Source organism: Noviherbaspirillum aerium (assembly GCF_008929045.1).
GTDB classification, from domain to species: domain Bacteria; phylum Pseudomonadota; class Gammaproteobacteria; order Burkholderiales; family Burkholderiaceae_D; genus Noviherbaspirillum; species Noviherbaspirillum aerium.
In genome coordinates this window covers 641898-667064 of the sequence record NZ_VFAH01000001.1, presented here as the reverse complement: position 1 = coordinate 667064, position 25167 = coordinate 641898, and the positions used below count along the sequence as shown (strand labels likewise).

Annotated in this window: 20 protein-coding genes and 1 pseudogene; 6 read left to right on the top strand and 15 right to left on the bottom strand. The window is 59.0% G+C overall.

Annotated elements, in window-relative coordinates; all coding sequences use genetic code 11:
• Nucleotides 1–163: 163 nt before the first annotated feature.
• The 8 genes and pseudogenes from FH061_RS03060 to FH061_RS03025 form a co-directional block, all read right to left on the bottom strand.
• Nucleotides 164–1324: a deoxyguanosinetriphosphate triphosphohydrolase gene (locus FH061_RS03060; protein ID WP_151632768.1), complete on the bottom strand. Its 1161-nt coding sequence runs from the start codon at nt 1322–1324 to the stop codon at nt 164–166.
• A pseudogene (gene aroKB, locus FH061_RS03055) lies at nt 1321–2998 on the bottom strand (bifunctional shikimate kinase/3-dehydroquinate synthase AroKB). The gene FH061_RS03060 and the pseudogene aroKB overlap by 4 nt, the downstream one beginning before the upstream one ends.
• Nucleotides 2999–3049: 51 nt before the next feature.
• On the bottom strand, nt 3050–4603 hold the full coding sequence (locus tag FH061_RS03050; protein ID WP_151632766.1) for an Ig-like domain-containing protein: 1554 nt from the start codon (nt 4601–4603) through the stop codon (nt 3050–3052).
• A 24-nt stretch (nt 4604–4627) separates the two neighbouring features.
• Nucleotides 4628–6811: a type IV pilus secretin PilQ gene (gene pilQ / locus FH061_RS03045; protein ID WP_151632764.1), complete on the bottom strand. Its 2184-nt coding sequence runs from the start codon at nt 6809–6811 to the stop codon at nt 4628–4630.
• On the bottom strand, nt 6808–7359 hold the full coding sequence (locus FH061_RS03040; RefSeq protein ID WP_151632762.1) for a pilus assembly protein PilP: 552 nt from the start codon (nt 7357–7359) through the stop codon (nt 6808–6810). The genes pilQ and FH061_RS03040 overlap by 4 nt, the downstream gene beginning before the upstream one ends.
• Complete coding sequence (gene pilO, locus FH061_RS03035) at nt 7356–8018, bottom strand: type IV pilus inner membrane component PilO (RefSeq protein ID WP_151632760.1); 663 nt, start codon at nt 8016–8018, stop codon at nt 7356–7358. Before pilO ends, FH061_RS03040 begins: the two co-directional genes overlap by 4 nt.
• Nucleotides 8019–8030: 12 nt before the next feature.
• Entirely contained in the window at nt 8031–8660 is a 630-nt protein-coding gene (locus FH061_RS03030; protein WP_151632758.1) for a PilN domain-containing protein, read from the bottom strand.
• Nucleotides 8660–9739: a pilus assembly protein PilM gene (locus FH061_RS03025; protein WP_151632756.1), complete on the bottom strand. Its 1080-nt coding sequence runs from the start codon at nt 9737–9739 to the stop codon at nt 8660–8662. The genes FH061_RS03030 and FH061_RS03025 overlap by 1 nt, the downstream gene beginning before the upstream one ends.
• A 337-nt stretch (nt 9740–10076) precedes the next feature.
• Here FH061_RS03025 and FH061_RS03020 point away from each other — a divergent pair, with 337 nt between their 5' ends.
• The gene (locus tag FH061_RS03020; protein ID WP_151632754.1) at nt 10077–12425 is read left to right on the top strand and encodes a penicillin-binding protein 1A; all 2349 of its coding nucleotides are present in this window, start codon (nt 10077–10079) and stop codon (nt 12423–12425) included.
• A gap of 440 nt (nt 12426–12865) precedes the next feature.
• Here FH061_RS03020 and cyaY read toward each other — a convergent pair whose 3' ends face one another.
• Nucleotides 12866–13198 carry an iron donor protein CyaY gene (gene cyaY / locus FH061_RS03015; RefSeq protein ID WP_151632752.1) on the bottom strand — a complete coding sequence of 111 codons (333 nt, stop codon included), beginning with the start codon at nt 13196–13198 and terminating at the stop codon, nt 12866–12868.
• Between cyaY and lptM the strand changes: the two genes are divergently transcribed.
• Entirely contained in the window at nt 13197–13400 is a 204-nt protein-coding gene (lptM, locus tag FH061_RS31725) for an LPS translocon maturation chaperone LptM (protein WP_404822411.1), read from the top strand. The two genes, cyaY and lptM, sit on opposite strands and share 2 nt — an antisense overlap.
• Before the next feature lie 13 nt (nt 13401–13413).
• A complete protein-coding gene (lysA, locus tag FH061_RS03005; protein ID WP_151632748.1) occupies nt 13414–14697 on the top strand; it encodes a diaminopimelate decarboxylase in 1284 nt (427 codons plus the stop codon).
• Between the two features lie 17 nt (nt 14698–14714).
• On the opposite strand, the gene FH061_RS03000 is transcribed toward lysA, so the two are convergent.
• The 5 genes from FH061_RS03000 to FH061_RS02980 form a co-directional block, all read right to left on the bottom strand.
• A complete protein-coding gene (locus tag FH061_RS03000; protein WP_151632746.1) occupies nt 14715–15356 on the bottom strand; it encodes a protein-methionine-sulfoxide reductase heme-binding subunit MsrQ in 642 nt (213 codons plus the stop codon).
• An 87-nt stretch (nt 15357–15443) separates the two neighbouring features.
• Nucleotides 15444–16424 carry a protein-methionine-sulfoxide reductase catalytic subunit MsrP gene (gene msrP / locus FH061_RS02995; RefSeq protein ID WP_151632744.1) on the bottom strand — a complete coding sequence of 327 codons (981 nt, stop codon included), beginning with the start codon at nt 16422–16424 and terminating at the stop codon, nt 15444–15446.
• Between the two features lie 100 nt (nt 16425–16524).
• On the bottom strand, nt 16525–17676 hold the full coding sequence (gene ccsB / locus FH061_RS02990) for a c-type cytochrome biogenesis protein CcsB (protein WP_151632742.1): 1152 nt from the start codon (nt 17674–17676) through the stop codon (nt 16525–16527).
• 141 nt (nt 17677–17817) lie between these two features.
• A complete protein-coding gene (locus FH061_RS02985) occupies nt 17818–19926 on the bottom strand; it encodes a cytochrome c biogenesis protein ResB (protein ID WP_151632740.1) in 2109 nt (702 codons plus the stop codon).
• A gap of 92 nt (nt 19927–20018) precedes the next feature.
• Nucleotides 20019–20678, bottom strand: a complete 660-nt coding sequence (locus FH061_RS02980; RefSeq protein WP_151632738.1) for a c-type cytochrome — start codon at nt 20676–20678, stop codon at nt 20019–20021.
• 240 nt (nt 20679–20918) lie between these two features.
• Between FH061_RS02980 and yihA the strand changes: the two genes are divergently transcribed.
• The 3 genes from yihA (at nt 20919) to FH061_RS02965 (ending at nt 24297) form a co-directional block, all read left to right on the top strand.
• Nucleotides 20919–21635 (top strand): ribosome biogenesis GTP-binding protein YihA/YsxC, encoded by a 717-nt coding sequence (yihA, locus tag FH061_RS02975; RefSeq protein WP_151632736.1) that lies wholly within the window; start codon nt 20919–20921, stop codon nt 21633–21635.
• Between the two features lie 226 nt (nt 21636–21861).
• The gene (gene hemB, locus FH061_RS02970) at nt 21862–22875 is read left to right on the top strand and encodes a porphobilinogen synthase (RefSeq protein ID WP_151632734.1); all 1014 of its coding nucleotides are present in this window, start codon (nt 21862–21864) and stop codon (nt 22873–22875) included.
• A 114-nt stretch (nt 22876–22989) separates the two neighbouring features.
• The gene (locus FH061_RS02965) at nt 22990–24297 is read left to right on the top strand and encodes a magnesium transporter CorA family protein (protein WP_225984455.1); all 1308 of its coding nucleotides are present in this window, start codon (nt 22990–22992) and stop codon (nt 24295–24297) included.
• A 153-nt stretch (nt 24298–24450) separates the two neighbouring features.
• Here FH061_RS02965 and FH061_RS02960 read toward each other — a convergent pair whose 3' ends face one another.
• A complete protein-coding gene (locus FH061_RS02960) occupies nt 24451–25089 on the bottom strand; it encodes a peroxiredoxin (RefSeq protein ID WP_151632732.1) in 639 nt (212 codons plus the stop codon).
• Nucleotides 25090–25167 lie beyond the last annotated feature (78 nt).

Here is a 25167-nt window from a genome sequence, read left to right as displayed (position 1 = left end):
AGCGGGAGCGCTTTCGTTCTGACCGGGCCGAGATGGCGGGACATTGACCACGGTACTGCGTTGCGATTCCTTGCCATGGTTTGAGGGCGCCGAGCCCGCCATGTCGCGTCCCACGCCTTGTTCCAGTGGCAATCTGCTTCGGCCTCGACGAGGCCGGTCAAGGCTAGATTTCACCGACCGTGAACAGCCGGCGGTGTTCGCGCATCGCATACCGGTCCGTCATGCCGGCGATATAGTCGGACACCTTGCGCGCCTGCGCGTGTTCGGCACTGCCATGGCTAGCTTCGCCCTGCCCCCGCATGACCTGGTAATCCGGCGGCAACAGGCGCGGTTCCTCCACGAAGGCGCCGAACAAATCGCGCACGATGCGGCGCGCCTTGCTCGTCATCCTGTTGACCTGATAATGCTGGTACAGGTTGAGGCGCAGGAAACGCTTGAGCCGGGCGGCCTCGCTTTCCATGGCGTCTGAAAACCGGATCAGCGGAGCGGCATTGCGCACATCCTCAATCGACTTGATTCCCGCTTGCGATATCTGATCCTGGGAAGTATTGATCAGGTCGACGATGAGCGCATTGATCATGCGCCGTATCGTCTCGTGAATGGCGCGCCTTCCCGTGATGCCGGGATAGGCAAGCTCCACCTCGCGGCGGTGGCGGGCATAAAAATCCACCTCATCCAGCTGTGCGGTCGTCAGCAGTCCGGAACGCAGGCCGTCGTCGATATCGTGATTGTTATACGCGATTTCATCGGCAAGGTTGGCCAGTTGCGCTTCCAGCGATGGCTGCTTCTTTTCAATGAACCGCATGCCGACATCGCCCAGCCTGGCGGCATTCGGCAATGAGCAATGCTTGAGTATGCCCTCGCGCGTTTCGAACATCAGGTTCAAGCCGTTGAAAGCGCCGTAGTGCTCTTCCAGATCGTCAACCACGCGCAGGCTCTGCAGATTATGCTCGAAGCCGCCGAACGCCTTCATGCAGTCGTTCAGCGCTTCCTGGCCGGCATGCCCGAATGGGGTGTGTCCCAGGTCATGTGCCAGTGATATCGCTTCCACCAGATCTTCATTCAACTGGAGATTGCGGGCGATCGAGCGGGCGATCTGCGCCACTTCGATGCTATGGGTCAGGCGGGTGCGGAACAGGTCGCCTTCATGGTTGACGAAAACCTGGGTCTTGTATTCGAGCCGGCGGAATGCCGTCGAATGAATGATGCGATCGCGGTCGCGCTGGAATTCGGTACGGGATGCGGGTGCGGCTTCAGGGAAGCGCCGACCTCGCGATGCCTCGGAGCGCGCGGCATAGGGAGCGAGGTGGGCTTCGTAATTCATCGTCTGACGCAAGCTTTCAGGGTGGCCAGCAACGCCTCGCGGGGTACCGGCATGATGACCGACGTGCCCAGCGGCTTGAGCAGGATGAACTTGATCTCGCCGCCCTCGTTTTTCTTGTCGACTTCCATTAGCTCCAGCCAGCGGTCGGTGCCGAGGTCCGGCGCCTCGACAGGCAATCCCGCCGCCTGCACGAGGGAGGTGATGCGTTCGCGTGTGCCGGCATCGATGAAACCCAGGCGGTGCGACAGATCGGCCGCCATCACCATGCCGCAGCCGACCGCCTCGCCATGCAGCCATTCGCCATAGCCCAGACCGGATTCGATCGCATGGCCGAAGGTATGGCCGAAGTTCAGGATGGCGCGCAAGCCGCCTTCGCGTTCATCTTGCCGGACCACGTCGGCCTTGATTTCGCAGGAGCGGCGGATGGCATGCGCCAGCGCCTCGGCATCCTTCGCCACCAGCCTGGAGATATTCGCCTCGATCCAGTCGAAGAACGGCGGGTCGATGATGGCGCCGTGCTTGATGACTTCGGCCAGGCCGGCGGACAATTCCCGCGGCGGCAGCGTATTGAGCGTGCCGGTATCCGCGATCACCGCCTGCGGCTGGTAGAAGGCGCCGATCATGTTCTTGCCGAGCGGGTGATTGATGCCGGTCTTTCCGCCCACGGACGAGTCGACCTGCGACAGCAATGTGGTGGGAATCTGGAGGAAAGGCACGCCGCGCATGTAGGATGCGGCGGCAAAGCCGGTCAGGTCGCCGATCACGCCGCCGCCCAATGCAATCAGGGTGGTCTTGCGGTCGCACTTCTCTGACAGCAGCACGTCGAACACCTTCATCAGGCTGGCCCAGTTCTTTTCTTCCTCGCCGTCGGGCAGGACGATGGTGGTGACCTGCTTGCCCGCGGCGTTGAGCAGCCTGACCAGGCGATCGAGATAGAGCGGGCCGACCACGGTATTGGTCACGACGGCGACGCGCTTGCCACGAACATGGCGGCTGACGAGATCGCCGTCATCAAGGAGAGATTGTCCGATCGAGATCGGATAACTGCGATCGCCCAGATCGACCTGCAGGGTGATCGGCATGCTGTGCTGCATCATGGCAAGAATCTTAATTGGGTTGGCTCGGCTTGTCGTCGCTCTGGCCGGCGGTGTTGCCCGGAGCGGCTGCAAGGCCCAGCTGGGAAATGATCGTTTGTACAAGGGATTGTACGTTAGGTCGGCCGGTTTCCACCACGTGATGTGCCAGTTCGAGGTAATACGGCTCGCGCTCGCGGGCCAGCTGCTCGATACGTCCGCGCGGGTCGGCGGTCTGCAGCAGCGGACGATTCTTGTCGTGGCTGGTGCGCTGGAGGATGCTGTTGACGCTGGCACGCAGGTAGATCACGGTGCCGCGGGTTCTCAGGTATTCGCGGTTTTCCGGTTTCAGGATCGCGCCGCCACCGGTCGCAAGAACGATATCGTCGAGGCCGGTAAGCTCGCGGATGACTTCAGATTCCCGATGGCGAAAGCTCGCCTCGCCTTCGATTTCGAAAATCAAAGGAACAGAGGCGCCCGTGCGCGCCTCTATTTCATGATCGGAATCGATGAACCGCTTGTTCAGTCGCCTTGCAAGGGCGCGGCCGACTGTCGTCTTGCCGGCGCCCATGAGGCCGATTAAAAAAATATTTCCCGACATAATGATGGGCGTTCGTCTCGCTGAAGACGAACGCCATAATGTTTTACACCTCTATGAACCCATATAAGTAAATTTTACACGCAGGTAGGACGGCACTTGCAGCGGGGTCTTCGTGGACAGGTCGAATGCACCGGTTTTCTGGGTGCCGGTACCTGTGCAGCCAGTCGGCGTGACAGACACAGTATGCCGTGTGCCGCCTGATCCGCCTACCAGACTACGGCCATCGTATCTCACTGCATCCGGGGCAACGGTTACTGTAGCATTAGTCGGGTTGGCTGCGGCAACCGTTGTGCCTTCGGGTGCAGGATTGCTCAGATCATCGCTGATCTCAACCACCATGCTGACCGGAGCGCAACTGCTGCCGAAGTCGAAGCTGACCGAGGAACCATCGGCTGCGGGAACGACAGCCGGGGAAATCACCCTGATTGATGCGAACGAACTGCTCATGATGAAGCTGCGGCTTGCGGAGAGGACGCCGGTGGCATTGGTGGCGATTGCCGTTACGGTGACGAGACCGCTGGCCGGGCGCGGGTTCTGGCTGCGCCAGGTCACGCTGCACTCGCCCTTGACGGTCAGGCAGCTTGCGCCGCGGTCGCCGACGATTGCGCCGCCATCGGTCGTGAACACGACTTGCGTGCCGTCGGCCACTGCGCCGCCGTTGCTGTCTGCCAGCAGTGCAGTGATCTTGTTGGTCACATTGTCAAAGTTCATGCCTTCGACGAAGAATTTTTCCGCCGCCAGCGAGAAGGCTGTCTGAACCGGCTGGCCGGTAGTGACGGTCACCGTGTCGGAAATCTTGCTGATGGACGTGCCCTGTACGGTTGCCAGCACGGTAACGGTGGTCGGCTGCGTGCCGGAACTGACTGCAACAGTGACGTTGCCGTTCGAATCCGTGGTACCGAAGCTGGACGCCAGCGTCACCGGGCTGGAAGTCTGGGTCGTGAACCTGACGGGCACGTTCGCGACGCCGCTGCCGGATGCGTCCACCACGCGGAAGGTCAACAGGGCCACTTCGGTACGGCCGTTGCCGCCGGCCCCCTTGATGACGATGGATTTGTCATTCGGAACGGCGGACACGAAATCCATCGCGATGGGCGTTGCGGTGGCTGCCGCACCAATCGAGAAGGCAGTCTTGCCCGTGACTTCCGTTGTTCCGCCGACGATCGCCTTGGCGCTCACATTGGTGGCACCGCTGCCCTTGCCTGCGGATTTCACGCTGACCTGAGCCACGCCACTGTCGTCGGTCAGCGCCGTTCCGGACGCCGGCGACAGCACCGCGAGATCGCCTTCGATGGCGAAGGTGACTACGGTATTCTTGACCGGTACGCCGGTGCCGTTGGTCACGGTTGCCTTGACAATCAATGCATTGGAGCCAGTAACGAGAGTACTCGGTGCGCCAGCCGCGTCGGCAAGCACCAGCGTGATCTTGCCGGCTGTGGGGGTGGAACCCGTGCCGCTGCCGGAACCGTTGCCAGCACCGCCGCCAAAGCTCGTATTGCCAGCCGAGCCGCCTCCGCCTCCGCAGGCGACCAGCAAGGCTGCGCACATGCCATACACGGCAGGCGCCAGATACCGGCCTATTTTGTTCTTGAAAAAGGATCCCATGTTCTTCCCTGTACTGTTTGTGGATTAACGTGCCGAGACGCGTTCTGCGACGATCTTCGGCGTGATGAAGATGAGTAGTTCTGTCTTGTCGTTGGTACGCGCGGTACTCTTGAAGAGGTTGCCGACAACCGGAATGTCCCCGAACAGCGGCACCTTGGTGTCGGTGGTGCGTTCGACCTGCTGGAAAATTCCCCCCAGTACGACCGTGCCGCCGTTCTCGACCAGGACTTGCGTCTTGACGTGCTTGGTATCGATGGCGTAGCCGGCTCGCGTTTCGACGCCGACGCTGTCCTTGTTCACGTCAACGTCGAGGATGACGTTGCCGTCCGGCGTGATCTGCGGCGTGACCTCCAGCTTGAGATTGGCCTTGCGGAACGCGATCGACGTCGCGCCGCTCGATGTGGCCACCTGATACGGCAGTTCGGTACCCTGCTCGATCAATGCCTTGAGCTGATCGGCCGTCACGACGCGGGGACTGGAGATGATCTTGCCCTTGCCATCGGCTTCGAGTGCCGACAATTCGAGGTTGAGGAAGCGGTTGGCCGCCGCGGAAAACAGGCTGATCGCCAGACTGCCGGGGTTGACGCCATTGATGTTGGCCGCAGGCAGATTGACGAACTGGGTATTGGGAATGTAGCTCTGGTCGGTGATGACCGCCTGCCCCGTCTGTTCGCCCACGCCCTGGTAATTGCCGGTGAGGGCCCCGCGCGTGCTGCCGCCAAGGCTGTAGCCGACATCGCCGCCGCGGACGCCGCGCAGGTCGGAGAAGCCGAGCTTGGCGCCGAGGTTGCGGCTGAACTTGTCATCGGCTTCGACGATCCTTGCCTCGATCAGCACCTGCTTCGAGGCGACATCGGTTTTCTGCACCAGCTTGCGCACTTCCTCGAGCTTGGAGCTGATATCGGTCACGAACAGCTGGTTGGTGCGGGGATCGATCACGGCGCTGCCGCGCTTGGACAGGATGCGATTCTTGCTGTCGCCGCCGCTGCCACCGGCGCCTGCATTATCGATGCCGAAGACCTGCTTGAAGGCTTCAGCCTTCTGATAGTTGAGCTGGAAGGTTTCCGTCTTCAGGGGTTCGAGTTCGGCGATCTGCGCCTTCTGCTCGAGCTCGAGCTTCTCCTTGGTCAGCAATTCATCCTTCGGCGCAATCCACAGCACCGTGCCGTTCTTGCGCATGTCGAGGCCCTTGGCCTGCATCACGATATCGAGGGCCTGGTCCCAGGGCACATCCTTGAGGCGCAGGGTCAGGTTGCCGCTGACGGTGTCGCTGGTAATGATGTTGAGTCCGGTGAAATCGGCGATCACCTGCAGCACCGCGCGTACTTCGACATTCTGGAAATTGAGGGACAGCCGCTCGCCGCGATATCCCTGCGTGCCCTGGACCAGCTTGTTCGGATCTTCCTTGATCGGCTTGACCTCGACCACGAGCTGGGTGTCGCTCTGATAGGCGCTATGCTCCCATAGTCCCTTGGGCTCGATGACCATGCGTACGTTTTCGCCCTGCGGCGTAGTAGTGATGGTCTGGACCGGTGTGCCGAAGTCGGCCACGTCGAGACGGCGCCGCAGCGCATCAGGGAGGACGGCCTTCTGGAAATCGATGACGATGGACTGCCCCTGCTGGCGAACGTCGACACCGACCTGGTTGGGCGGCAGATCGATCACGATGCGGCCTTCGCCATTGGCGCCGCGGCGGAAGTCGACATCCTTGATCGCCTGCTTGCCTGCAACCGCGGGACGCGGGACGGGCAAGCCCGATGCTGAAACCGGTGTGGCGAGTCCGCCCGAGCTGTCGATCGTCACGACGACCGTGTTGCCATCGACAGAAGTGGCATAGTTGAGCGGACGCAGCAGGTTGAATACCAGGCGGGAACGCTCACCGGCTTGCACCAGGTTGACGTTGCGAACATCTCCCATGCCGATATCCTGCACCGATTTTCCGGTGCCGTTGGCGGTGCCTGCGAAGTCCAGCGCAATGCGCGCAGGGCTGGTGATGGAAAATCCGATCGGCGGCTTGGCGAGGGGATTCTTCATCTTCACCTTGACGATGATGTTCGATCCCTGCTGGTTGGCATGAATCGATTCAATCGCGTTTTCCTGGGCGAACGCGAAGCCGGCCTGGATAGCGAGAAGCAATATCGCACATTGCCGCATCGTCTTGCGGGCGACGGCTCCAAGCCTGTCGCGTTGGTTTTGCACTGGCTTCATTTTTTATTCTCCTGCAACTCTAGCTTGGCTTTGCGCTCGGTCCACTCACCGGCGGCGTCGCGTACGATTTCCTTCAATTCCACCTCGGTCTCGCCGATCTTCGTGATCATGCCGTAGTTCTGACCGATGTAATTGCCGACCTTGACTTGAAAGACCGACTTGTCCACCTGCAGCAACGCATAGTTCAGGCCGGGCTTCTGCAGCGTTCCGACCATCGTGATCGTGTCGAGCGGGTAGTTCTCCAGCGGATCCTTGCGCCGGTCGAGGTCGGGCTTGATCGCGCCGTTGGCATTGGCCTGGAGCTTGGCAAGCGCCGCCGACAGTTTCGCAGGGCTGTAAGGATCCACTTCATTCTTCGATGCGTAGACGAAGGGCGTGAAAGTCTTCGGCGGAGAAATCTTCTGCACGGAGACCGGCGCCTGCCTGCGCGCCTCATCCATCCATGCCTTGACTTCCTGCACCCCGCCGTCGCCGCAGCCGGCCAGCATGGCCAGCATCGCCAGCGGCAGGAAGGAGCTTCCCTTGGCAAGACAGCGTTTCAATCTCATTTCTTCGCCCCCTTCGCCTTCTTCTCCGCAGCGGCCTTGCGCTGCGCATCGATTTCTTCCCTGTCGAGATAGCGGAAGGTCTTGGCCACCGCCTCCAGCGTCAGCGAACCGTCCTTGCCGGCGACCAGGCTCATCTTGTTGAGCGTGACGATCCGCGGCAGGTTGGCGATGTCGCTGGTGAAGGCTCCAACGTCATGGTAATTGCCGACCACCTTGATATCGATGGGCAGCTCGGCGTAATAGTCCTTGACCAGCACCTGTCCCGGCTTGAAGAGTTCGAACTGCAACCCCCGCCCCAGCCCGGCCTGATTGATATCGGAAAGCAGCGCATCCATCTCGGCCTTGCTCGGCAACTGCTTTTCCAGCGTGGCCACATATTCGCCGACCTGCGCCTTCTGCTTGCGCAGGCTCTCGAGATTGATTGCCTGCCGTATCTTGACGGTGTACTCCTCGCGCAGGCGGACTTCCTCCTCCTCGCCGCGCGTCAGTTCATCAAGCTGCCCGCTGAGGTAGAGGAACCAGCCGAGAATGCCGACCGCAACGATGGCGCCGAAGCCGCACATCAGCCGGGGAATGAGTGGCCATTGCCCCGGATGCCTGCCGTCGAGGCCGCGGAATTGCGCCGCGACCGAGTCTGCCATTTTTTTCAGATCTGTCATTGCTCTATCCCGTCAGGACTTCTTGATCGCCGCGCCGTCCGCAGCGGCCGCGTTGCTGGCTGCGCCATTGGCGGCATCCTTGTCGCGGGGACGCTTGATGCCGACATTGACGGTGAAGTCGTACACCTTTTTCGCATCCTTGCCCTGGCCGAGGCTGGCCAGGCGGATTTCGATCAGGTCGGGACGCTCCAGCCACGGCGAGTTGTTGCCGAGATTGCGCAGCAGTTCGGATACGCGCTCATTGGACTGTGCGTAACCCATCAGGACCACGCGCTGGTTTTCTTCCTTGAAAGAGCGGAGGTAGATGCCTTCAGGCACCTGCTTCGCAAGTTCGTCCATCAGGTAGACCGGCTGGTTGCGATCGCTTTGCAAGTCCTCGACGGCCTGCTGACGGGCCTTGAGGGCTTCGATCTCTTCCTTGAGGGTCTTGATTTCCTTGATCTGGCCATCGAGCTTGGTGTTTTCAGCCTTGATGAAATCGTTGCGCTGGGTCTGGTTGGCGATTTGAGCGGCGATGAAACCGCCCGCGGCAACCACCATGGCGCCGCCCATGACGGCCGAGAGCGCCAGCATGCGCACGAAAGCGGCCTTGCGCTGCTTGCGCTTTTCCTCTCGATGAGGAAGCAGATTGATCTTGATCATCAGTCGAATCTCCGCATCGCGAGTCCGCACGCCACCAGATAGGAGGGTGCTTCGGCTCGCAGCTGTTTTTCGCGTACATTGCCCGCAAGCTGCATCCCCTTGAACGGGCTGACCACGGAGCTCGATATCTTCGTGCGCTCGGCGACGAGTTCGACGAGGCCGGAAATGATTGCGCATCCGCCGGCGAGAAAGAGCTGGTCGATATGCGTGTAAGGCGTGGAGGTGAAGAAAAACTGGATGGCGCGGGTGATTTCGAGTGCGGCGTTCTCCATGAAGGGCTCAAGCAGTTCGCGCTCATAACCTTCAGGCAGATCGCCGGCCCGCTTTTTCGATTCGGCCTCATCGAACGACAGGCCGTAAGCACGTACGATATCCTGCGTAAGCTGGTTGCCGCCGAAAGGCTGCTCCCGCTCATAGATGGTCTGCCCGTCCTGAAGGACCGATACATGGGTTACCTGCGCGCCCAGCTGGAACAGCGCGACGATCTGTCCCTGTCCGCCCTTGGGCAACTGCGCGGTAACGCGATCGAGCGCCGCCCTTGCCGCATAGGATTCGATATCCATGACGAGCGGCTTCAGGCCTGCGGCTTCGGCGACCGCAACGCGGTCCTCCACCTTTTCCTTGCGGGTTGCCGCAATCAGGACATCCACGTCTTCCGGCGCATTCTGTGCCGGACCGATCACATCGAAATCCAGGCTCACTTCCTCAAGCGCGAAGGGAATATACTGATTGGCCTCGCTCTCGACCTGAACCTCGAGTTCATCTTCGGATAACCCGGCTGGCAGGATGATTTTCTTGGTAATGACGGCAGCCGGCGGCATGCCGAGAGCGACGTGGCGGGCGCGAGTGCCGCTCTTCTTCCACACCCGGCGCACAGCTTCGGAGACCTGCTCAATATTTTCAATATTGCCGTCGACAACAGCGCCGCGTGGCAGCGGTTCGCTGGCAAAACGCTCCAGGCGATACTCATTCTTGCCCGCATCCGACAATTCGACGAGTTTTACGCCGGAAGTACTGATATCCAGTCCGACCAGCGGTGGATTTTTGTTACCAAGCAAGAGTCCGAGATCAATGGCCAAGGGTCTTTCTCCCCGAAAATGTGGTTTATTGCGTGAACGCACCACTTACTTGGGTGTCGAAGCAGCGAAATGCGGTGTAATGTTTGAAAAAACCGTTTAAAAACCTATATTTAGGTGATAAACATCCAACGTTACATTAAATCCTAGCAATAAGGCTTGCGAAGTGTAAAGTAATTTCCATGGAGTAACTCACAAAACCGTTGCCATTTGCCCACTCGGTAGTTGTTCAGCGGCCGATCAGGATAACATTTCCTGAAAAAACAATTGAAATTTTACTAATATCCGTTCCGGTTGCCCACAGCTATAATCTGACGGTCCACTTTTGTCTCTTTTCCGCATGTCCCGATCAAATGCCGCAGGCGGCACCTCCAACACACCGCCCAAGGGCAACAACCATTTCCTTCTTCGCCTGACGCTCAAGCTGTTCGCAGGCATGCTCGGCCTGTTGGTGGTCGGTGTACTGATCGTCGGCTTCGCATTGTCGATGGCGTATCCCAACCTGCCGTCGCTGGAAGCCATCACGGATTACCGTCCCAAGATCCCCCTGCGCATCTTCTCCGCCGACAATGTGCTGATCGGCGAATTCGGCGAAGAGCGGCGCACGCTGGTACGCATCAATGATGTGCCGGACATCATGAAGAAGGCGGTTCTTGCGATCGAGGATGATCGCTTCTTCGATCACGGCGGCGTTGACTATCTCGGCATCGCCCGCGCGACGCTGCACAATCTGACCAGCAGCTCCAGGCAAGGCGCCTCCACCATCACGCAGCAGGTGGCCCGCAACTTCTTCCTGTCGAGCGAACAGACCTTCAAGCGCAAGATCTATGAAATCCTGCTGGCATGGAAGATCGAGCAGAACTTGTCCAAGGATCAGATCCTTGAGGTCTACATGAACCAGATTTATCTGGGTCAGCGCGCTTACGGCTTTTCCGCAGCCGCGCAGATCTATTACGGCAAGAAGCTGTCCGACATCACCATTGCCGAAGCTGCGATGCTGGCCGGCTTGCCAAAGGCGCCTTCCGCATACAATCCTGTGGCCAATCCGAAACGTGCGCGCATCCGCCAGCAGTACATCCTGCAACGCATGCTGCAGCTCGGCTATATCTCGCAGGACGATTATGAAACGGCCAAGGATCAGGTACTCAAGGTCAAGACTTCCAGCAGCGAGTTCGGCATCCATGCCGAGTACGTGGCGGAAATGACGCGCCAGCTGGTATATGAGCAGTTCAAGGAAGAGACCTATACACGCGGCCTGAATGTCTACACCACCATCACCAAGGCCGATCAGGATGCAGCCTATCTGGCGCTGCGCCGCGGCGTGATGGACTATGAAAAGCGGCATGGCTACCGCGGACCGGAAGGCTACATGGAGATTCCGGCTGCCAAGGAAGAGGCGGAAGACGCCATCGAGGTCGAACTCGCCGAGCATCCCGACAGCGACGACATCGTGGCTGCGGTCGTGCTGGAAGCCTCGCCGAAGCTGGTGAAGGCCATGCTGTCCTCCGGCGAGGAAATCGAGATCAGCGGACCGGGGCTCAGCTTCGCGACGCATCTCCTGAGCGACAAGGCGCCGCCCAACAAGCGTGTCAAGCGCGGCGCCATCATCCGCGTGACGCAGGAAAACAAGGTCTGGAGCATCACCCAGATGCCGGAAGTCGAATCCGCCTTTGTCGCTGCCAATACCGAAGACGGCGCGATCCGCGCCCTGATCGGCGGCTTCGATTTCAACCGCAACAAGTTCAACCACGTAACCCAGGCATGGCGCCAGCCGGGCTCCTCATTCAAGCCTTTCATCTATTCGGCGTCTCTGGAGAAGGGCCTGTCGCCGGCCACGATGATCAACGACGCGCCCATCGTCTTCGACGCCGGGCAGACCGGCGGCCAGGCATGGGAGCCGAAGAACTACGACGGCAAGTATGAAGGTCCGATGACGATGCGCAAGGGCCTGACGAAATCGAAGAACATGATTTCGATCCGCATTCTCCACAAGATCGGCGCAAAGTATGGCCAGGAATATGCGACCCGTTTCGGCTTCGAAGCCGAAAAGAATCCGCCCTACCTGACATTGGCGCTCGGCGCGGGCGCGGTGACGCCATTGCAGATGGCGGGGGCCTATGCGGTGTTCGCCAACGGCGGCTACCGCGTCAGTCCGTATATCATTGCACGCATCACCGACAACAGCGGCCGCGTGCTTTCGCAAGTCGCTCCCGACCGGGCCGGCAACGATGCGAACCGGGTGATCGACGAACGCAATGCCTTCCTGATGGACAGCATGCTCAAGGATGTCGTCAAGTTCGGCACCGCCACGCGCGCACTTACCCTGAAGCGGCCGGACATCGCCGGCAAGACGGGCACCACCAATGATTCCTTCGATGCCTGGTTTGCCGGCTATCATCCCAAGATCGTCGGGGTTGCATGGATCGGCTTCGATCAGCCCAAGAACCTGGGCAACAAGGAGACCGGGGGCGGACTGGCTCTGCCGATCTGGATCAACTACATGCAAAAGGCGCTCAAGGATGTGCCGGTGGAAGAAAAACCGATGCCGGAAGGTGTGATCCAGGTGGCAAACGACTATTACTATGCGGAGAATCCGCCGGGAATGGGCGTGCGCAGCCTTGGCTTGAGCGACAAGCCGGCGGAGGAAGAGGAAAAGCCCAAGGATGAAGTGAAGAACGAACTGTTCTGATCACGCACTTCCGATAACAGATAAAAAGCCGAAGCATTGCGCTTCGGCTTTTTCATTTTCTAGAGCGCTTTCGGCTTGACTGGACTAGGCGAGGCCGAGAAGATTTGAGCGCAGGACAAGGCGTGGTGACGCGACATGGCGGGCTCGGCGCCCCCGGACCATGGCAAGGAGGACTCGGCGTCCCCACACAACGCAGTACTGTGGGCAAATGTTCCGCCATCGTCAGTACAGTCACACCGAAAGCGCTCTAAAGCGCATTGCGGGTGCGTGAAAGGAAGAATCGGTTTGTTTGCCTTGGGATGTGCAGGGCAAGGCCGGAAGAGCGCCGTGTGGCGGGCCACGCCAGCGACCAACAACGCGCCCTTGCGCCCAAGGCAGGCCGAGACGGCCGTACGCTCATCCGCTATCCGGTCCAGGTGTCAGTAAAGGCCCTTGCAGCTTCAGGCGCTCAATTGCAGCGGAAGGCCGCTCTGTTCGCTGGCAATGCCGGACAAGGCATCGAACAGTTCCGTCTTGTCGCGCGTGTTGATCCACTTGCCGTCTTCATAACGATAGTGAAACCCGCCCGATCGCGCCGCCACCCAGATTTCATGCATGGCCGCCTGGCTGTTGATGATGACTTTCGATCCATTGTCGACAAACTCCACCTCGAGTACATTGCCGCTGCGGCTGCATTCGATATCAAGATCCGTATCATTCACGGCGTTTTCGAACGCGGTTTCAATACGGGCCAGCGTGCGTTCGGCCAATGCCAGGAATTCGGTTTCTGTCATGCTACACTCCAATGAATATTTCCAAACCATGATTCTAATCGTGAAGTCCGCCTTCCATTTTTTCCTGACCGCCGCGCTGGCCTGTCTTCTTGCCGCTTGCGGCCAGAAAGGACCGCTGTTTCTGCCGGGTAAACCTGCGCAGCCGGCGCCCGTCCTGCCCGCGCCGCCCACTGTACCGGTATTGCCCTCCACTTCCCAGTAAGCCGTATCCTTCCATGTCCTACTTTGCCTACCAGAACGGCGTGCTGCACGTCGAAAATACTCCGTTGACCACAATCGCCGAACAGTTCGGCAGTCCGACCTACGTCTATTCAAAGGCCGCACTGGTCGACAATTTCTCGGCGTATGCGCAAGCCTGCAAGGTCAATGGCCGCGACGATTCAACAGCACTGGTGTGCTATTCGGTCAAGTCGAATTCCAACCTGGCGGTGCTGAACCTGCTCACCCGGATGGGCTCAGGCTTCGACATCGTGTCCGGCGGCGAACTGCTGCGGGTGATTGCAGCGGGAGGTGATCCGCGCAAGGTGATTTTTTCCGGCGTGGGCAAAACCCCGGATGAAATGCGGCTTGCGCTGTCGCACGGCATCCTCTGCTTCAACGTAGAGTCCACCGCGGAACTGGAGCGGTTGAATGAGGTTGCCGGCGAAATGGGAAAGCAGGCTCCGGTTTCGCTGCGGGTCAACCCCAACGTCGATGCCAAGACACACCCCTACATCTCCACTGGGTTGAAGGAAAACAAGTTTGGCATCGCCTATGACGAGGCGCTGGCAACCTATCGCAGGGCGGCAAAGATGCCCCACATCCGCGTCGTAGGCATTGATTGCCACATCGGCTCGCAGCTGCTGGATGATGCGCCGCTGCTGGAAGCCTTCGACCGTCTCACCGAGCTGGTCGATCAGCTGACGGAAGAAGGCATCCATGTGCACCACCTCGACATCGGCGGCGGCATTGGCATCAACTACAACAATGACCAGCCGGTTGCCGTCGGCGATTACCTCGGCCGGCTGTTCCGGAAAGTCGATGAGTGGCGCCAGCGCCGTTACCAGGGCGCCCCCATCCAGGTGCTGTTCGAACCCGGACGTTCCATCGTGGGCAATGCCGGCGTGCTGCTGACGCAGGTGGAATACCTGAAGCATGGGGAAGCGAAGAACTTTGCCATCGTCAATGCGGCGATGAACGACCTGATGCGCCCTGCGATGTACGAAGCATGGCATGGCGTGCAAGCCGTGACCCAGCGGTCATCCGAGCCCAGGACCTATGATGTGGTCGGCCCGGTTTGCGAATCCGGCGACTGGCTGGCGCGCGAGCGCGCGCTGGCCATCGAGCAGGGAGACTTGCTGGCGATCATGTCCGCGGGCGCTTATGGCATGACGATGTCATCCAATTACAATACCCGCGGCCGCGCGGCGGAAGTCATGGTTGACGGTGGCAAGCTGCATCTGATCCGCAAGCGCGAGAGGGCAAGCGAGCTGTTCGCGCTGGAGTCGCTGCTGCCGTAAATACGTGAGCGGATGTCCTATACCGGCGCCGGCTTTGTCCGGCGCTTTTGCATTCTGGGCTTGAGCACGTTCCAGTACACCCGCGCCAGCAGCAGCATGGCAATGATGACCCCGAACAGAATGGGTTGTGCAAAATCGTTCTTCCCTGCCTTCATCCACCAGTAGTGAAGAATGCCCAGCGGGCCGATCAGATAGATCAGGCGGTGCAGCCATTGCCACCGCTTGCCTCCCAGCCTGCGGACCATGCCGTTGGTGCTGGTCACGGCAAGCGGAATCAACAGGACGAACGCTATGAAGCCGACCAGGATGAATGGGCGCTTCACGACATCCCTGAGCATGTCATCGATCTCGAAGAAATGATCGAACCAAAGAAACGTCGTGAAATGCAGCACGGCGTAGAAGAAGGCAAACAGGCCAAGCATGCGCCGCAACTTGATCAGCCAGTTCCAGTTGCTGATGCGCCGCAGCGGCGTAACGGCCAGCGTGATGCACAGGAAATAGAGCGTCCAGTCGCCCGTGCTGCGGGTGATGAACTCGATCGGATTGGCGCCGAGGCGGTCGGTGAAGCCGTAGGCCACCAGTCGCGCCAGGGGCAGAAGCGAAGCCAGGAATACGATGCACTTGATGACGGTGATCTGCCTGGAATCGGGATTGAACATGCCGAAGTCTCCTGCGGCAGGGGCAATCCGCTGCCGCGGTCGGATTAAGCTTGCAAGTCGAAAATGCGCGCCATGAATGGCGCATCCTCAGAACAACTTCTTGAGATCCATGCCCGTATAGAGGGAAGCAACGTCGCTGTAACCGTTGAACATCAGGGTCTTGCGCTTGCGCGAAAGGAAGCCGTCTTCACCGATGCGGCGTTCGCTGCCCTGCGACCAGCGGGGATGGTCGACTTCGGGGTTGACGTTGGAATAGAAGCCGTACTCCTGCGGCGCGGAGAGATTCCACGCGGTCTTCGGCTGATCCTTGGTGAAACGGATCTTGACGATCGACTTCGCCGACTTGAACCCGTATTTCCACGGCACCACGATGCGTACCGGCGCTCCATTCTGGTTGGGCAGCACTTCGCCGTACATGCCCAGCGTCAGCAGCGTCAGCGGATGATTCGCCTCGTCCAGGCGCAAACCTTCGACATACGGCCATTCCAGTACCGGGCTGCGCAGGCCGGGCATCTGCTTCTTGTCGGCCAGCGTGATGAATTCCACGTATTTGGCATTTCCGGTCGGCTCGACCTTCCTGATGAGTTCGGACAGGGAATAGCCCACCCAGGGAATGACCATCGACCAGCCTTCGACGCAGCGGAGCCGGTAGATCCTCTCTTCCAGCGGCGCCAGCTTGAGCAGGCCGTCCAGGTCGACCGTCATCGGTTTCTTGATCTCGCCCTCGATGGCGACCGTCCAAGGACGGGTTTTCAGCGTGCCGGCATTTGCCGCCGGGTCCGCCTTGTCAGTACCGAATTCGTAGAAGTTGTTATAGGTGGTCGCATCCTTGTAGGACGTCGGCTTGTCCATGATGACGAAAGCCGGGTTGGGCTTCGCGGCCAGTTTCTGCGCCCCCGGAGACTGGGCAAAGGCCTCGCGCATGGCCATCTCCGCAAGTGCGCCGCCGGCGATCGAACCGACGGCGAGTTGCTTGATGAAGCTGCGCCGCGATTCGAAAATCGCACGTGGCGTGATTTCGGAGCCAAATGGAATGTCGATGCCATTTGGGCTGCGTTTTATCAACATGATTGCTCCGTAAGAATGAGGAATTGTCGTTTGTGCTTGCTTCGTCTGCTGAGACAAGCACTACCTTACAACAATTTCACCGACTTCTTCGGAGCATCATTTACAGAGCGCCGTAGGAATGCAGCCCGGACAGGAACATGTTGACGCCGAGGAAAGCAAAGGTGGTAATCAGCAAGCCGACCAGCGACCACCATGCCGCGACCTGTCCGCGCAGGCCCTTCATCAAACGCATGTGGAGCCATGCCGCATAGTTGAGCCAGACGATCAATGCCCAGGTTTCCTTCGGATCCCAGGACCAGTAGCCGCCCCAGGCTTCAGCCGCCCACAAGGCGCCGAGGATGGTGGCTATCGTGAAGAAGGCGAAGCCGACCGCGATTGCCTTGTACATGACATCATCGAGCACCTCCAGCGCCGGCAGCCGGTCAGCCAGGATGCCTTTCGACTTGAGCAGGTAGGCGATGGCAACCATCGCTGCCAGGGCGAATGTGCCATAGCCGATGAAGTTGGCCGGAACGTGGATTTTCATCCACCAGCTTTGGAGCGCCGGAACCAGCGGCTGAATTTCCGCCGCTTCGCGGCTGATGGTGTACCACAACAGGAAAGCGACGGCGGCTGAAATGACCAGCAGGACAAATGCACCCAATTGCCTGGTTGCATAATGTTCCTCGTAGTACAGATAGAACAAGGCCGTGATCAGGCAGAACAGGACGAAGACTTCATACAGGTTGGAAATCGGGATATGTCCGATGTCGACGCCGACAAGATAGGATTCGTACCAGCGCACCAGCATGCCGGTGAAGCCGAGAATCACGGCTGCCCAGCATAGCTTGCTGCCCACCGACCCGCCGAAATCGGCCCGGGCCAGCAATCCGCCCCAGTAGAACAGGGTGGACAGGAAGAACAGCGTGCTCATCCACAGGATCGCGGACTGGCTGGACAGTACGTATTTCAGAAAGAACTTGCTGTTGGCCGCATCCAGAGATCCGCCGTACAGGGAGATTGCGAATAATGACAGTATCGCCAATACCGCCATCAGCCAGCGGACCGGCTTCCATTGCCAGCCAAGCCAGGCGAATGTGGGAGCCGAGAGCAGCAGGATCGCCTTCTCATAGACGTCCATGTACGCGGAGAACCGGTTGAACGCGAATAGCGCACCGGCCAGCAGCAGGCCCGCATAGGCCCAGTCGATCACGCCAAGGCGCCGGAAATAACCGGGTGGCGGCGTATAGATTTGTGTCTGTGTCAGGTCCATTGCTTTCTCTCCATGGCGCCTGTCATGCCCGTCTGGCTTTCATGACAGCACGCAATCAATATGCATTCCAGGCACTCCGGGAATGCAGCGCAAGGGAAGCAACCGCTTCACCTGCGTTGTCTCGTCCATCCCGATGCTAACTCAATTCGATTGCACAAGCTGCGCTTTGAGCACTTCGAATTCCTTCTCGAAATCCAGAGTCTTGCGCTGCGCACTCAGCGCCATGAGCGCGTGCGTACCGCCTCCCTCCTGCGGCTTCAGCCATACCCAAAGACGCCGCTCGCGGATGTAGAACATCGCGAATACGCCAAGCGTGAGCAGCAGGCATCCGAAATACACCACATACTTTCCCGGTGACCGCGTAACCTGGAGCACGGATGCCTTGACCTCCTCGAACTCGTTGAGCCGCAAGTAGACCGGCGCCGCGTAGAAAGCCGCATCGGAAATGGCGTTGGTCGCCATCTGCAGGAAGCGGCCATGCTTCTCATCTGCGGCAGCTTCCTTGAGGCCATCCTTCACACGCGCAGCTTGCCATAGTTCCCACATGCTGCCGTTCAGAATTTTCATGAAAATTTCTGCGGCTTTTTCCTGTTCTGCGACCGGCACTCTTTCCAGGAAACGCGAAACGGCCAAATAACCGGTTTCCTTGCCGTCACCGGCAAAGATTTCCAGCCCGCGCAGTGCGGAACGCTCGAGTTGATCGCGCAGATTTGCCGCATTTTCCTTCTGTTCCGGCATCGCATGCCGGGCATAGCGCCTGGCGGCTTCCTGGCGCAGCTCGGCATTTGACACCGCGGCGCGCAAGCGCATCCATTCCTCGACACTGTCATTCTCGTCGGCGGGAATGCGCAGATAGCGGAAGGGTTCGCTGGGCGTTTCGCGCATGCCTGCCAGAAACACATACGCGCCATCCACCTCTACCGGTTGCATGTAATTATGGAATTCCTTTGCCTGCCCGTTCTTGTCGCGCAGCTTGTACTGCACGCTCGGACCGACGTTCTTCAAATCCTTGTTATTGGGGTTCTTCGCTGCCGAACCAAGCTGCTTGTCGAGGCCGGCCGAGAATTTTTCGTTGAAGCTCCTGTTCTGGTCGACCGCCCGCACATCCTGTCCCTGTTGCGCCATGTTTTCCACATTGAACGGCCGGAAGCCGCTCCATTCGATGGTGTACTCGGAGCCCTTGTCGCTGGCCAGGGGGGTGGAATTGCCCACTTCGCCAGTCACGACGAAGCTCTGGTGAACCGCTCCCCGCATTGAGTGGCCGGTCAGCTTCAGCCTGCTGCCGCCGTCGTCGAAACTCGACTGGTAAACGGCGATGCCTTTGTAAATCAAAGGCTCGTTGACCTTGATCGTCGCTTCGAAGGTCTTGCCGGTTTCCGCATCGCGCACCACGACTTCGCTGGCAAACAGCTTGGGCATGCCGGTCGAATAATGTTCGATGATGAATTTCTTCAGCTGGATCGAGAACGGCAATTCCTGCACGAGGACGCCGCTCTGCTGCGGAAGAATGGCGGTATTGGCGGTGCCGCCTTCGGGAATGAAGGTATTGCCGCGGAAGGAGGGATTGCCCAATCCGAGGCGATGCTGCGCCGGGATGTCGGCGATGATGCCGCCGCCGGTGAACGGTGTCTTGCCGCCGAACCATTGCTGGAAGCGAACCGGCAGATCGGAATCGAGCAGGCCGCCGACGCAGATGATGACAATCGCGCTGTGCGCAAAGATATAGCCCCATTTGTTGGCTGCGCCCTGCTTGGCGGCAATCAGCACACCGCCCTCCTTGCCCACCACCTTTACCTTGTAGCCGCCGGCCGCAATGCGCTGCGCCAGCTGCTGTGCAAAACCGGTGAGGGGAAACGCGCTGCTCCATTCCGCCCTGTGATGAAAGTTGCGCAGCGACTGTTCGCGCACGTTTTCACGCCAGCTGCGCATGTCCCTGAGCATCTTGGGCGTATTGCGGATGATGCACAGGCTCGTGGACAGCACCAGGAACGCCATGATGAGCAGGAACCACCAGGTCGAATAAACGGCGTACAGCCCCAGCTTGTTGAACACCTCGAACCAGAACGGACCGAACTGGTTGACGTAGTTCGGCATCGGCTCGTTCTGCTTGAGCACTGTGCCGATCACTGACGCAATGGCAATCAGGGTCAGCAGGCTGATCGCGAACCGCATGGAGGAAACCAGCTCGACGGCATCGGCAAGCCAGCGGCGTCTGGTATTGAGGTGTAACCCGGAGGTGCTAGTGCTCATGAATTTTTAGGCATCAAAACAAAACAAAAGAAAAGGGGGCGGCATCCGCCACCCCCTCCGTTTCTTGCTTCTCTTGCTTCGCTGTTTTCTGATTATTTCAAGCCGGCGATATAGTCTGACACTGCCTGAATTTCATCATCGGACATGCGCTTGGCGATCGTCGTCATTTGCGCGCTGTTGTTGCGTGCACCCGTACGGAAGCTGATCAGCTGAGCAGCAGTGTACTCCTGATGCTGGCCGCCAAGACGGGCGAATTGCGCAGGGATCCCCGAGCCGTTCGGGCCATGGCAGGCCGCACATGCAGGCACATTCTTTTCCGCAATGCCGGCACGATAGATCTTCTTGCCGGCTTCGACGGTATCCTTGTTGCGGGCGGCGCCCGGCTTCTGCTGCTGCTTGTCCAGATAGGCCGCGATGTTCTTCATGTCTTCATCGCTCAATGCCTTGGAAATCGGCGTCATGATCGGATTGTTGCGCTGCGGCGTCCTGAAGTCGGCGAGCTGCTTGGCCAGGTACTCCGGATGCTGTCCGGCGAGCTTGGGGTTTTGCGCAATGGTCGAATTTCCGGCAGGGCCATGGCAGGCGAGGCAGGCGGTGACGTTGCGGGACGCATCGCCCTGGGTGTAGATTGCCTCTCCTTTGGCGGGATCAGCCTTGGGCGCCTTCTTCTCTTCCGCTGCATAGGCCACCGAAGAGACTGCCAGCATTGCGACGAACAAGGACTTCACAAACGGTAAAAACGCACGGTTCATTCAAACACCCTGAGACTTGATATTAAAATTCTGGCCAGTGGCGGCGGTTGCCCCCGTCTGCGCCACGCGACATCATGGGACTGGTCGCGAACGGCACGCCGGAGTTGCAGCGCAAAATACCTTCTTGGTGGCGCCTCGGTGGCGCAACACACATAACCTCTTATTGTACAATAGGTTTTTGCCGTTTTTACTTCCCTTGCTGCATTTTCTCTGCGGCTCTTCACGCTTTTCATTCTCCCTATGTCCCTACTTTGGCAAGCCCGTTTCTTCACTACGGTGAACCATCTTCGCGATTTGCCAAAGACGCAAGTTCCGGAAATCGCTTTCGCCGGCCGTTCCAATGCCGGCAAGTCCACCGCCATCAATATCCTCTGCAATCAGAAGAAACTGGCGTTTGCCTCCAAGACGCCGGGCCGCACGCAGCACATCAACTATTTTTCGATTGGCGGCGCCCATGTGGCGCAGCACCGCAAGGATCCGACCAAGGTGGACGAGATACGCGCCCTCCTGGTCGATTTGCCGGGCTATGGCTATGCCGAGGTATCGGGCGACGCCAAGCTGCACTGGCAGGCTCTGCTGGGCGACTACGTTCAGCGGCGCGAGCAGCTTGCCGCCTTGGTGCTGATCATGGATTCGCGCCGGCCGTTCACCGATCTCGACGTCCAGATGCTGGAATGGTTTGCGCCGACGGGAAAACCGGTGCATTGCGTGCTGACCAAGGCCGACAAGCTGAACCGGAATGAATCGGCCAATGCATTGCGGCTTGCACGTACTGTGCTGAACAGTTATGCGGATGAACAAGGCCAGCCTTTTCCCTTCACCGTACAGCTGTTTTCCGCATTGAAACGTATCGGGCTGGAAGAAGCCGATGCGAAAATTCAGGAATTGCTGGGCTTGCAGGAGGACGATCTGCACGACGAGGATGCCGGCGAAAGTCTGGAAGGCGATGAAGGCTGACCCCAACGGGCAAAAAAAACCCTGGAGAAAGGGGAAGATCTCCAGGGCAGTAACGCCTTATCGCTAATGCCACGATAGGCCCCGCTCAGGGAGGAGAAGCGGGAGGTGAATGAACACCTATTGCTATGAGGGGACGACTACCGGAAAAGTTTCATCGAATCGTATAAAGTTTGTTTACTCAATCGAATCCCGGTGTTCCCGGACTTTTTTCAGGCGCCTTCTACCCATGTCCCATTCATTCTCCCACTCCCGCTTTCCAGCCGTTCGCCTGCGTCGCATGCGCAAGGATGCCTTTTCCCGTGCGCTGATGCGCGAGCATCACGTCACGCCTTCCGATCTGATCTATCCGGTTTTCATCCAGGAAGGAAAGAATGTCAGCGAAAAGGTGACGTCGATGCCGGGTGTCGAGCGGCTCTCGGTGGATCGTCTGCTCGCCGTTGCGGAAGACTGTGTCGAACTCGGCATTCCTGTCCTGGCGATTTTTCCGGTCATCAATCCGTCTCTCAAAACGCCGGACGGCATTGAAGCCCTCAATCCAGAAGGACTGGTGCCGCGCGCCGTACGGGAACTCAAGCAGCGCTTTCCGGAACTCGGTCTCCTGACCGACGTAGCATTGGATCCGTACACCAGCCATGGTCAGGACGGCGTATTGAACCCCGATGGCTATGTGCTCAATGATGAAACCACATCGATACTGGTCAGGCAGGCGCTGGTCCAGGCTGATGCCGGCGTTGATATCGTGGCGCCGTCCGACATGATGGATGGCCGCATCGGCGCCATCCGCAATGCACTGGAGGAAACTCAGCATATCCATACGCGCATCATGGCGTATTCGGCGAAATATGCTTCCGCCTTCTATGGCCCGTTCCGTGATGCCGTCGGTTCGGCAGCGAACCTGGGCAAGGGCAGCAAGGCCACTTACCAGATGGACCCGGCAAACAGCAACGAGGCGCTGCGGGAAGTTGCGCACGACCTTGAGGAAGGTGCCGACATGGTGATGGTCAAGCCCGGCATGCCCTATCTGGACATCGTGCGTCGCGTCAAGGATGAGTTCAAGGTCCCCACATTCGCCTATCAGGTCAGCGGCGAATACGCGATGATCAAGGCAGCGGCGCAAAACGGCTGGCTCGACCACGACAAGGCAATGATGGAATCGATGCTGGCCTTCAAGCGGGCAGGCGCCGACGGTGTCCTCACCTACTTCGCGCGCGATATTGCGCGCCATCTGCGGCAAAGCTGAACGGCTGGAAGCAAGTCGACAGGCTGGCGTGCGCCGCAGCGAGGGCTCAGCCAGCCTGCAGATGCCCAGATCCTTTCTACGCAGCCATAGGCCGTCCGGCAAATAGAAGCGGCAATGCCGCAGACCGGCGCGGAGCTTGCCGCATCCGGCAAGAACCGCATCTGCATGCCCGACTTGCCTGGCGAAAACCGCACAACCCTGGGCAAGCCTTTCCAGGCCGGAATCCCGCCTCGCCCGGTCTGCCGCTTTGCTGCTACCCTTCACCCTACTCCCAAACAGTTGCTGCCGTACATGGATATCTTTCACATCTCCGGTTCCTCCATTACTCAGCTTCCCGGTCCTCCCGAGGCAAGGTCTTCAGACGGCTTCTTGTGGATCGATGCAACGCATGAAGAAGTTAGCGCCGACACGCAGGCTTGGCGCGACGCAATCGAGCGCATGACGCAGGTGCATATCTATGACCTGCACCTGACCGATGCGATCAATCTCAGCCATCCCTCCTATTTCGATTCGACCCAGGAGTACGCCATGGTGGTTTTCCGCAAGCTGGCGCTGGATGCCGGCAACGAAGTCCGCCAGGCGGGGGAGGAGTCGGATGCCGACTCGCAGAAACGGAAGATTCCTCCGGCATTGACCAAACTGATGACCCGTCCCGTCACCTTCATGCTGATGGAAGGCGCGTTGGTAACGGTGCATGCATCGCAAAGCCGGACCATTGAGGCATTGCGTGCACGTCTGCTGGAGCAGCGCGTACGTGGCAACGGCAACGCCGGTGGCAACGGGCATGTCTCGCGATTGCCCTCATCTCCGGCGGAACTGATGCTGCGCCTTCTCAATGCCATGGTGGATCAGTATCTTGCGCTGCGCCAGCCGCTCAGTGGGCAGATCGACCGCTGGCAACGCGCCTTGCTCAACCCGCGCAGCCGCTTCAACGATTGGATGGCCCTGCTCGATGCGCGTATTGAATTGCGCAAGCTGGACCAGCTAAGCGAAGGCCAGCGCGACGCCTTGCAGGAGCTGCGGGATTATCTTGTGGATACCCAGGATGCGAACGCTCCGAACCGGAGCATGGATCTTCTGCTGGTGCGGATCAATGATGTGATGGAACATATCACCCGCGTGCTGACGCACGCCCAGCGCATGGAGGCGACGATCGAATCGGCCGTGCAGATACACTTTTCAGCAATGGCCCATCGTACCAGCGAAATCATGCGTACCCTCACGGTCATTACCGCCTTGTTCATGCCGTTGACATTGATCACCGGCATTTTCGGAATGAATTTCGCCGAGATGCCGCTGCTGAAGGATGCATCCGGTTTCTGGATCACGATCGGGTCGATGGCGGTGATGGTTGCGGGACTGCTGTTCTTCTTTCGCCGCAACCGCTATCTCGAGGACAAGGCGGCGGATGAGCATCGTTAGAGCGTTTTCGCCCGGACCGGCCTAGCCGGCGCCGAGGCAGATTGCCGCTGGCACTATCGACTGCTTTCGCCAAAAACGAAAAGCGCTCCGGGAAGCGCTTTTCGTTTTATGGCGGCCCGCGTTTGCGGAATCGTTTAGCCGGGTACTTGATGATTACTTGTTGGGCTGGGGCGTCAGGCGTAGATAGGGACGCGGTGCCGTATATCCTTTCGGATACTTTTGCTTGATCACTGCTTCATCCTGAACGGTCAGCGGAATAATGACGTCATCGCCGTCTTTCCAGTTGCCCGGCGTAGCCACGGTATAGCCATCGGTCAGTTGCAGAGCATCGATAACGCGCAGCACTTCATCGAAATTCCGTCCGGTGCTCATCGGATAAGTAATGATCAGCCTTACCTTTTTCTTGGGATCGATCACGAACAGCGAACGTACCGTTGCGCTTTCGGATTGATTCGGATGAATCATGTCGTACAGTTGAGCGACTGTCTTGTCCGCGTCGGCGATGATCGGGAAACCGACCACTGTCTTCTGCGTTTCTTCGATATCCTTGATCCATTGCACATGCTTGTCAGCCGGGTCAACGGACAAGGCAATCGCCTTGACATTGCGCTGATCGAATTCCGGTTTCAGCTTGGCAGTCAGGCCAAGCTCGGTAGTGCACACCGGAGTGAAATCGGCAGGATGGGAAAAGAGTACTACCCAGGAATCGCCGGCCCATTCATGAAACTTGATCTTGCCGATCGAGGAATCCTGTTCAAAATCGGGCGCGGTATCGCCAAGCCTTAGCGTCATGTCGTTCTCCCAAAAGTTGTTGAACGCTTAAATATAGTGTGTTGTGTTCGCTTGCTCAAGAACAAAGTTGTCAGTTCC

Bases quoted from the DNA above. Each gene is read 5' to 3' on its own strand.
- FH061_RS03060 (WP_151632768.1), bottom strand. From the start codon at position 1,324: ATGAATTACGAAGCCCACCTCGCTCCCTATGCCGCGCGCTCCGAGGCA.
- FH061_RS03050 (WP_151632766.1), bottom strand. From the start codon at position 4,603: ATGGGATCCTTTTTCAAGAACAAAATAGGCCGGTATCTGGCGCCTGCC.
- pilQ (WP_151632764.1), bottom strand. From the start codon at position 6,811: ATGAAGCCAGTGCAAAACCAACGCGACAGGCTTGGAGCCGTCGCCCGC.
- FH061_RS03040 (WP_151632762.1), bottom strand. From the start codon at position 7,359: ATGAGATTGAAACGCTGTCTTGCCAAGGGAAGCTCCTTCCTGCCGCTG.
- pilO (WP_151632760.1), bottom strand. From the start codon at position 8,018: ATGACAGATCTGAAAAAAATGGCAGACTCGGTCGCGGCGCAATTCCGC.
- FH061_RS03030 (WP_151632758.1), bottom strand. From the start codon at position 8,660: ATGATCAAGATCAATCTGCTTCCTCATCGAGAGGAAAAGCGCAAGCAG.
- FH061_RS03020 (WP_151632754.1), top strand. From the start codon at position 10,077: ATGTCCCGATCAAATGCCGCAGGCGGCACCTCCAACACACCGCCCAAG.
- lptM (WP_404822411.1), top strand. From the start codon at position 13,197: ATGCTACACTCCAATGAATATTTCCAAACCATGATTCTAATCGTGAAG.
- cyaY (WP_151632752.1), bottom strand. From the start codon at position 13,198: ATGACAGAAACCGAATTCCTGGCATTGGCCGAACGCACGCTGGCCCGT.
- lysA (WP_151632748.1), top strand. From the start codon at position 13,414: ATGTCCTACTTTGCCTACCAGAACGGCGTGCTGCACGTCGAAAATACT.
- FH061_RS03000 (WP_151632746.1), bottom strand. From the start codon at position 15,356: ATGTTCAATCCCGATTCCAGGCAGATCACCGTCATCAAGTGCATCGTA.
- msrP (WP_151632744.1), bottom strand. From the start codon at position 16,424: ATGTTGATAAAACGCAGCCCAAATGGCATCGACATTCCATTTGGCTCC.
- ccsB (WP_151632742.1), bottom strand. From the start codon at position 17,676: ATGGACCTGACACAGACACAAATCTATACGCCGCCACCCGGTTATTTC.
- FH061_RS02985 (WP_151632740.1), bottom strand. From the start codon at position 19,926: ATGAGCACTAGCACCTCCGGGTTACACCTCAATACCAGACGCCGCTGG.
- FH061_RS02980 (WP_151632738.1), bottom strand. From the start codon at position 20,678: ATGAACCGTGCGTTTTTACCGTTTGTGAAGTCCTTGTTCGTCGCAATG.
- yihA (WP_151632736.1), top strand. From the start codon at position 20,919: ATGTCCCTACTTTGGCAAGCCCGTTTCTTCACTACGGTGAACCATCTT.
- hemB (WP_151632734.1), top strand. From the start codon at position 21,862: ATGTCCCATTCATTCTCCCACTCCCGCTTTCCAGCCGTTCGCCTGCGT.
- FH061_RS02965 (WP_225984455.1), top strand. From the start codon at position 22,990: ATGCCGCAGACCGGCGCGGAGCTTGCCGCATCCGGCAAGAACCGCATC.
- FH061_RS02960 (WP_151632732.1), bottom strand. From the start codon at position 25,089: ATGACGCTAAGGCTTGGCGATACCGCGCCCGATTTTGAACAGGATTCC.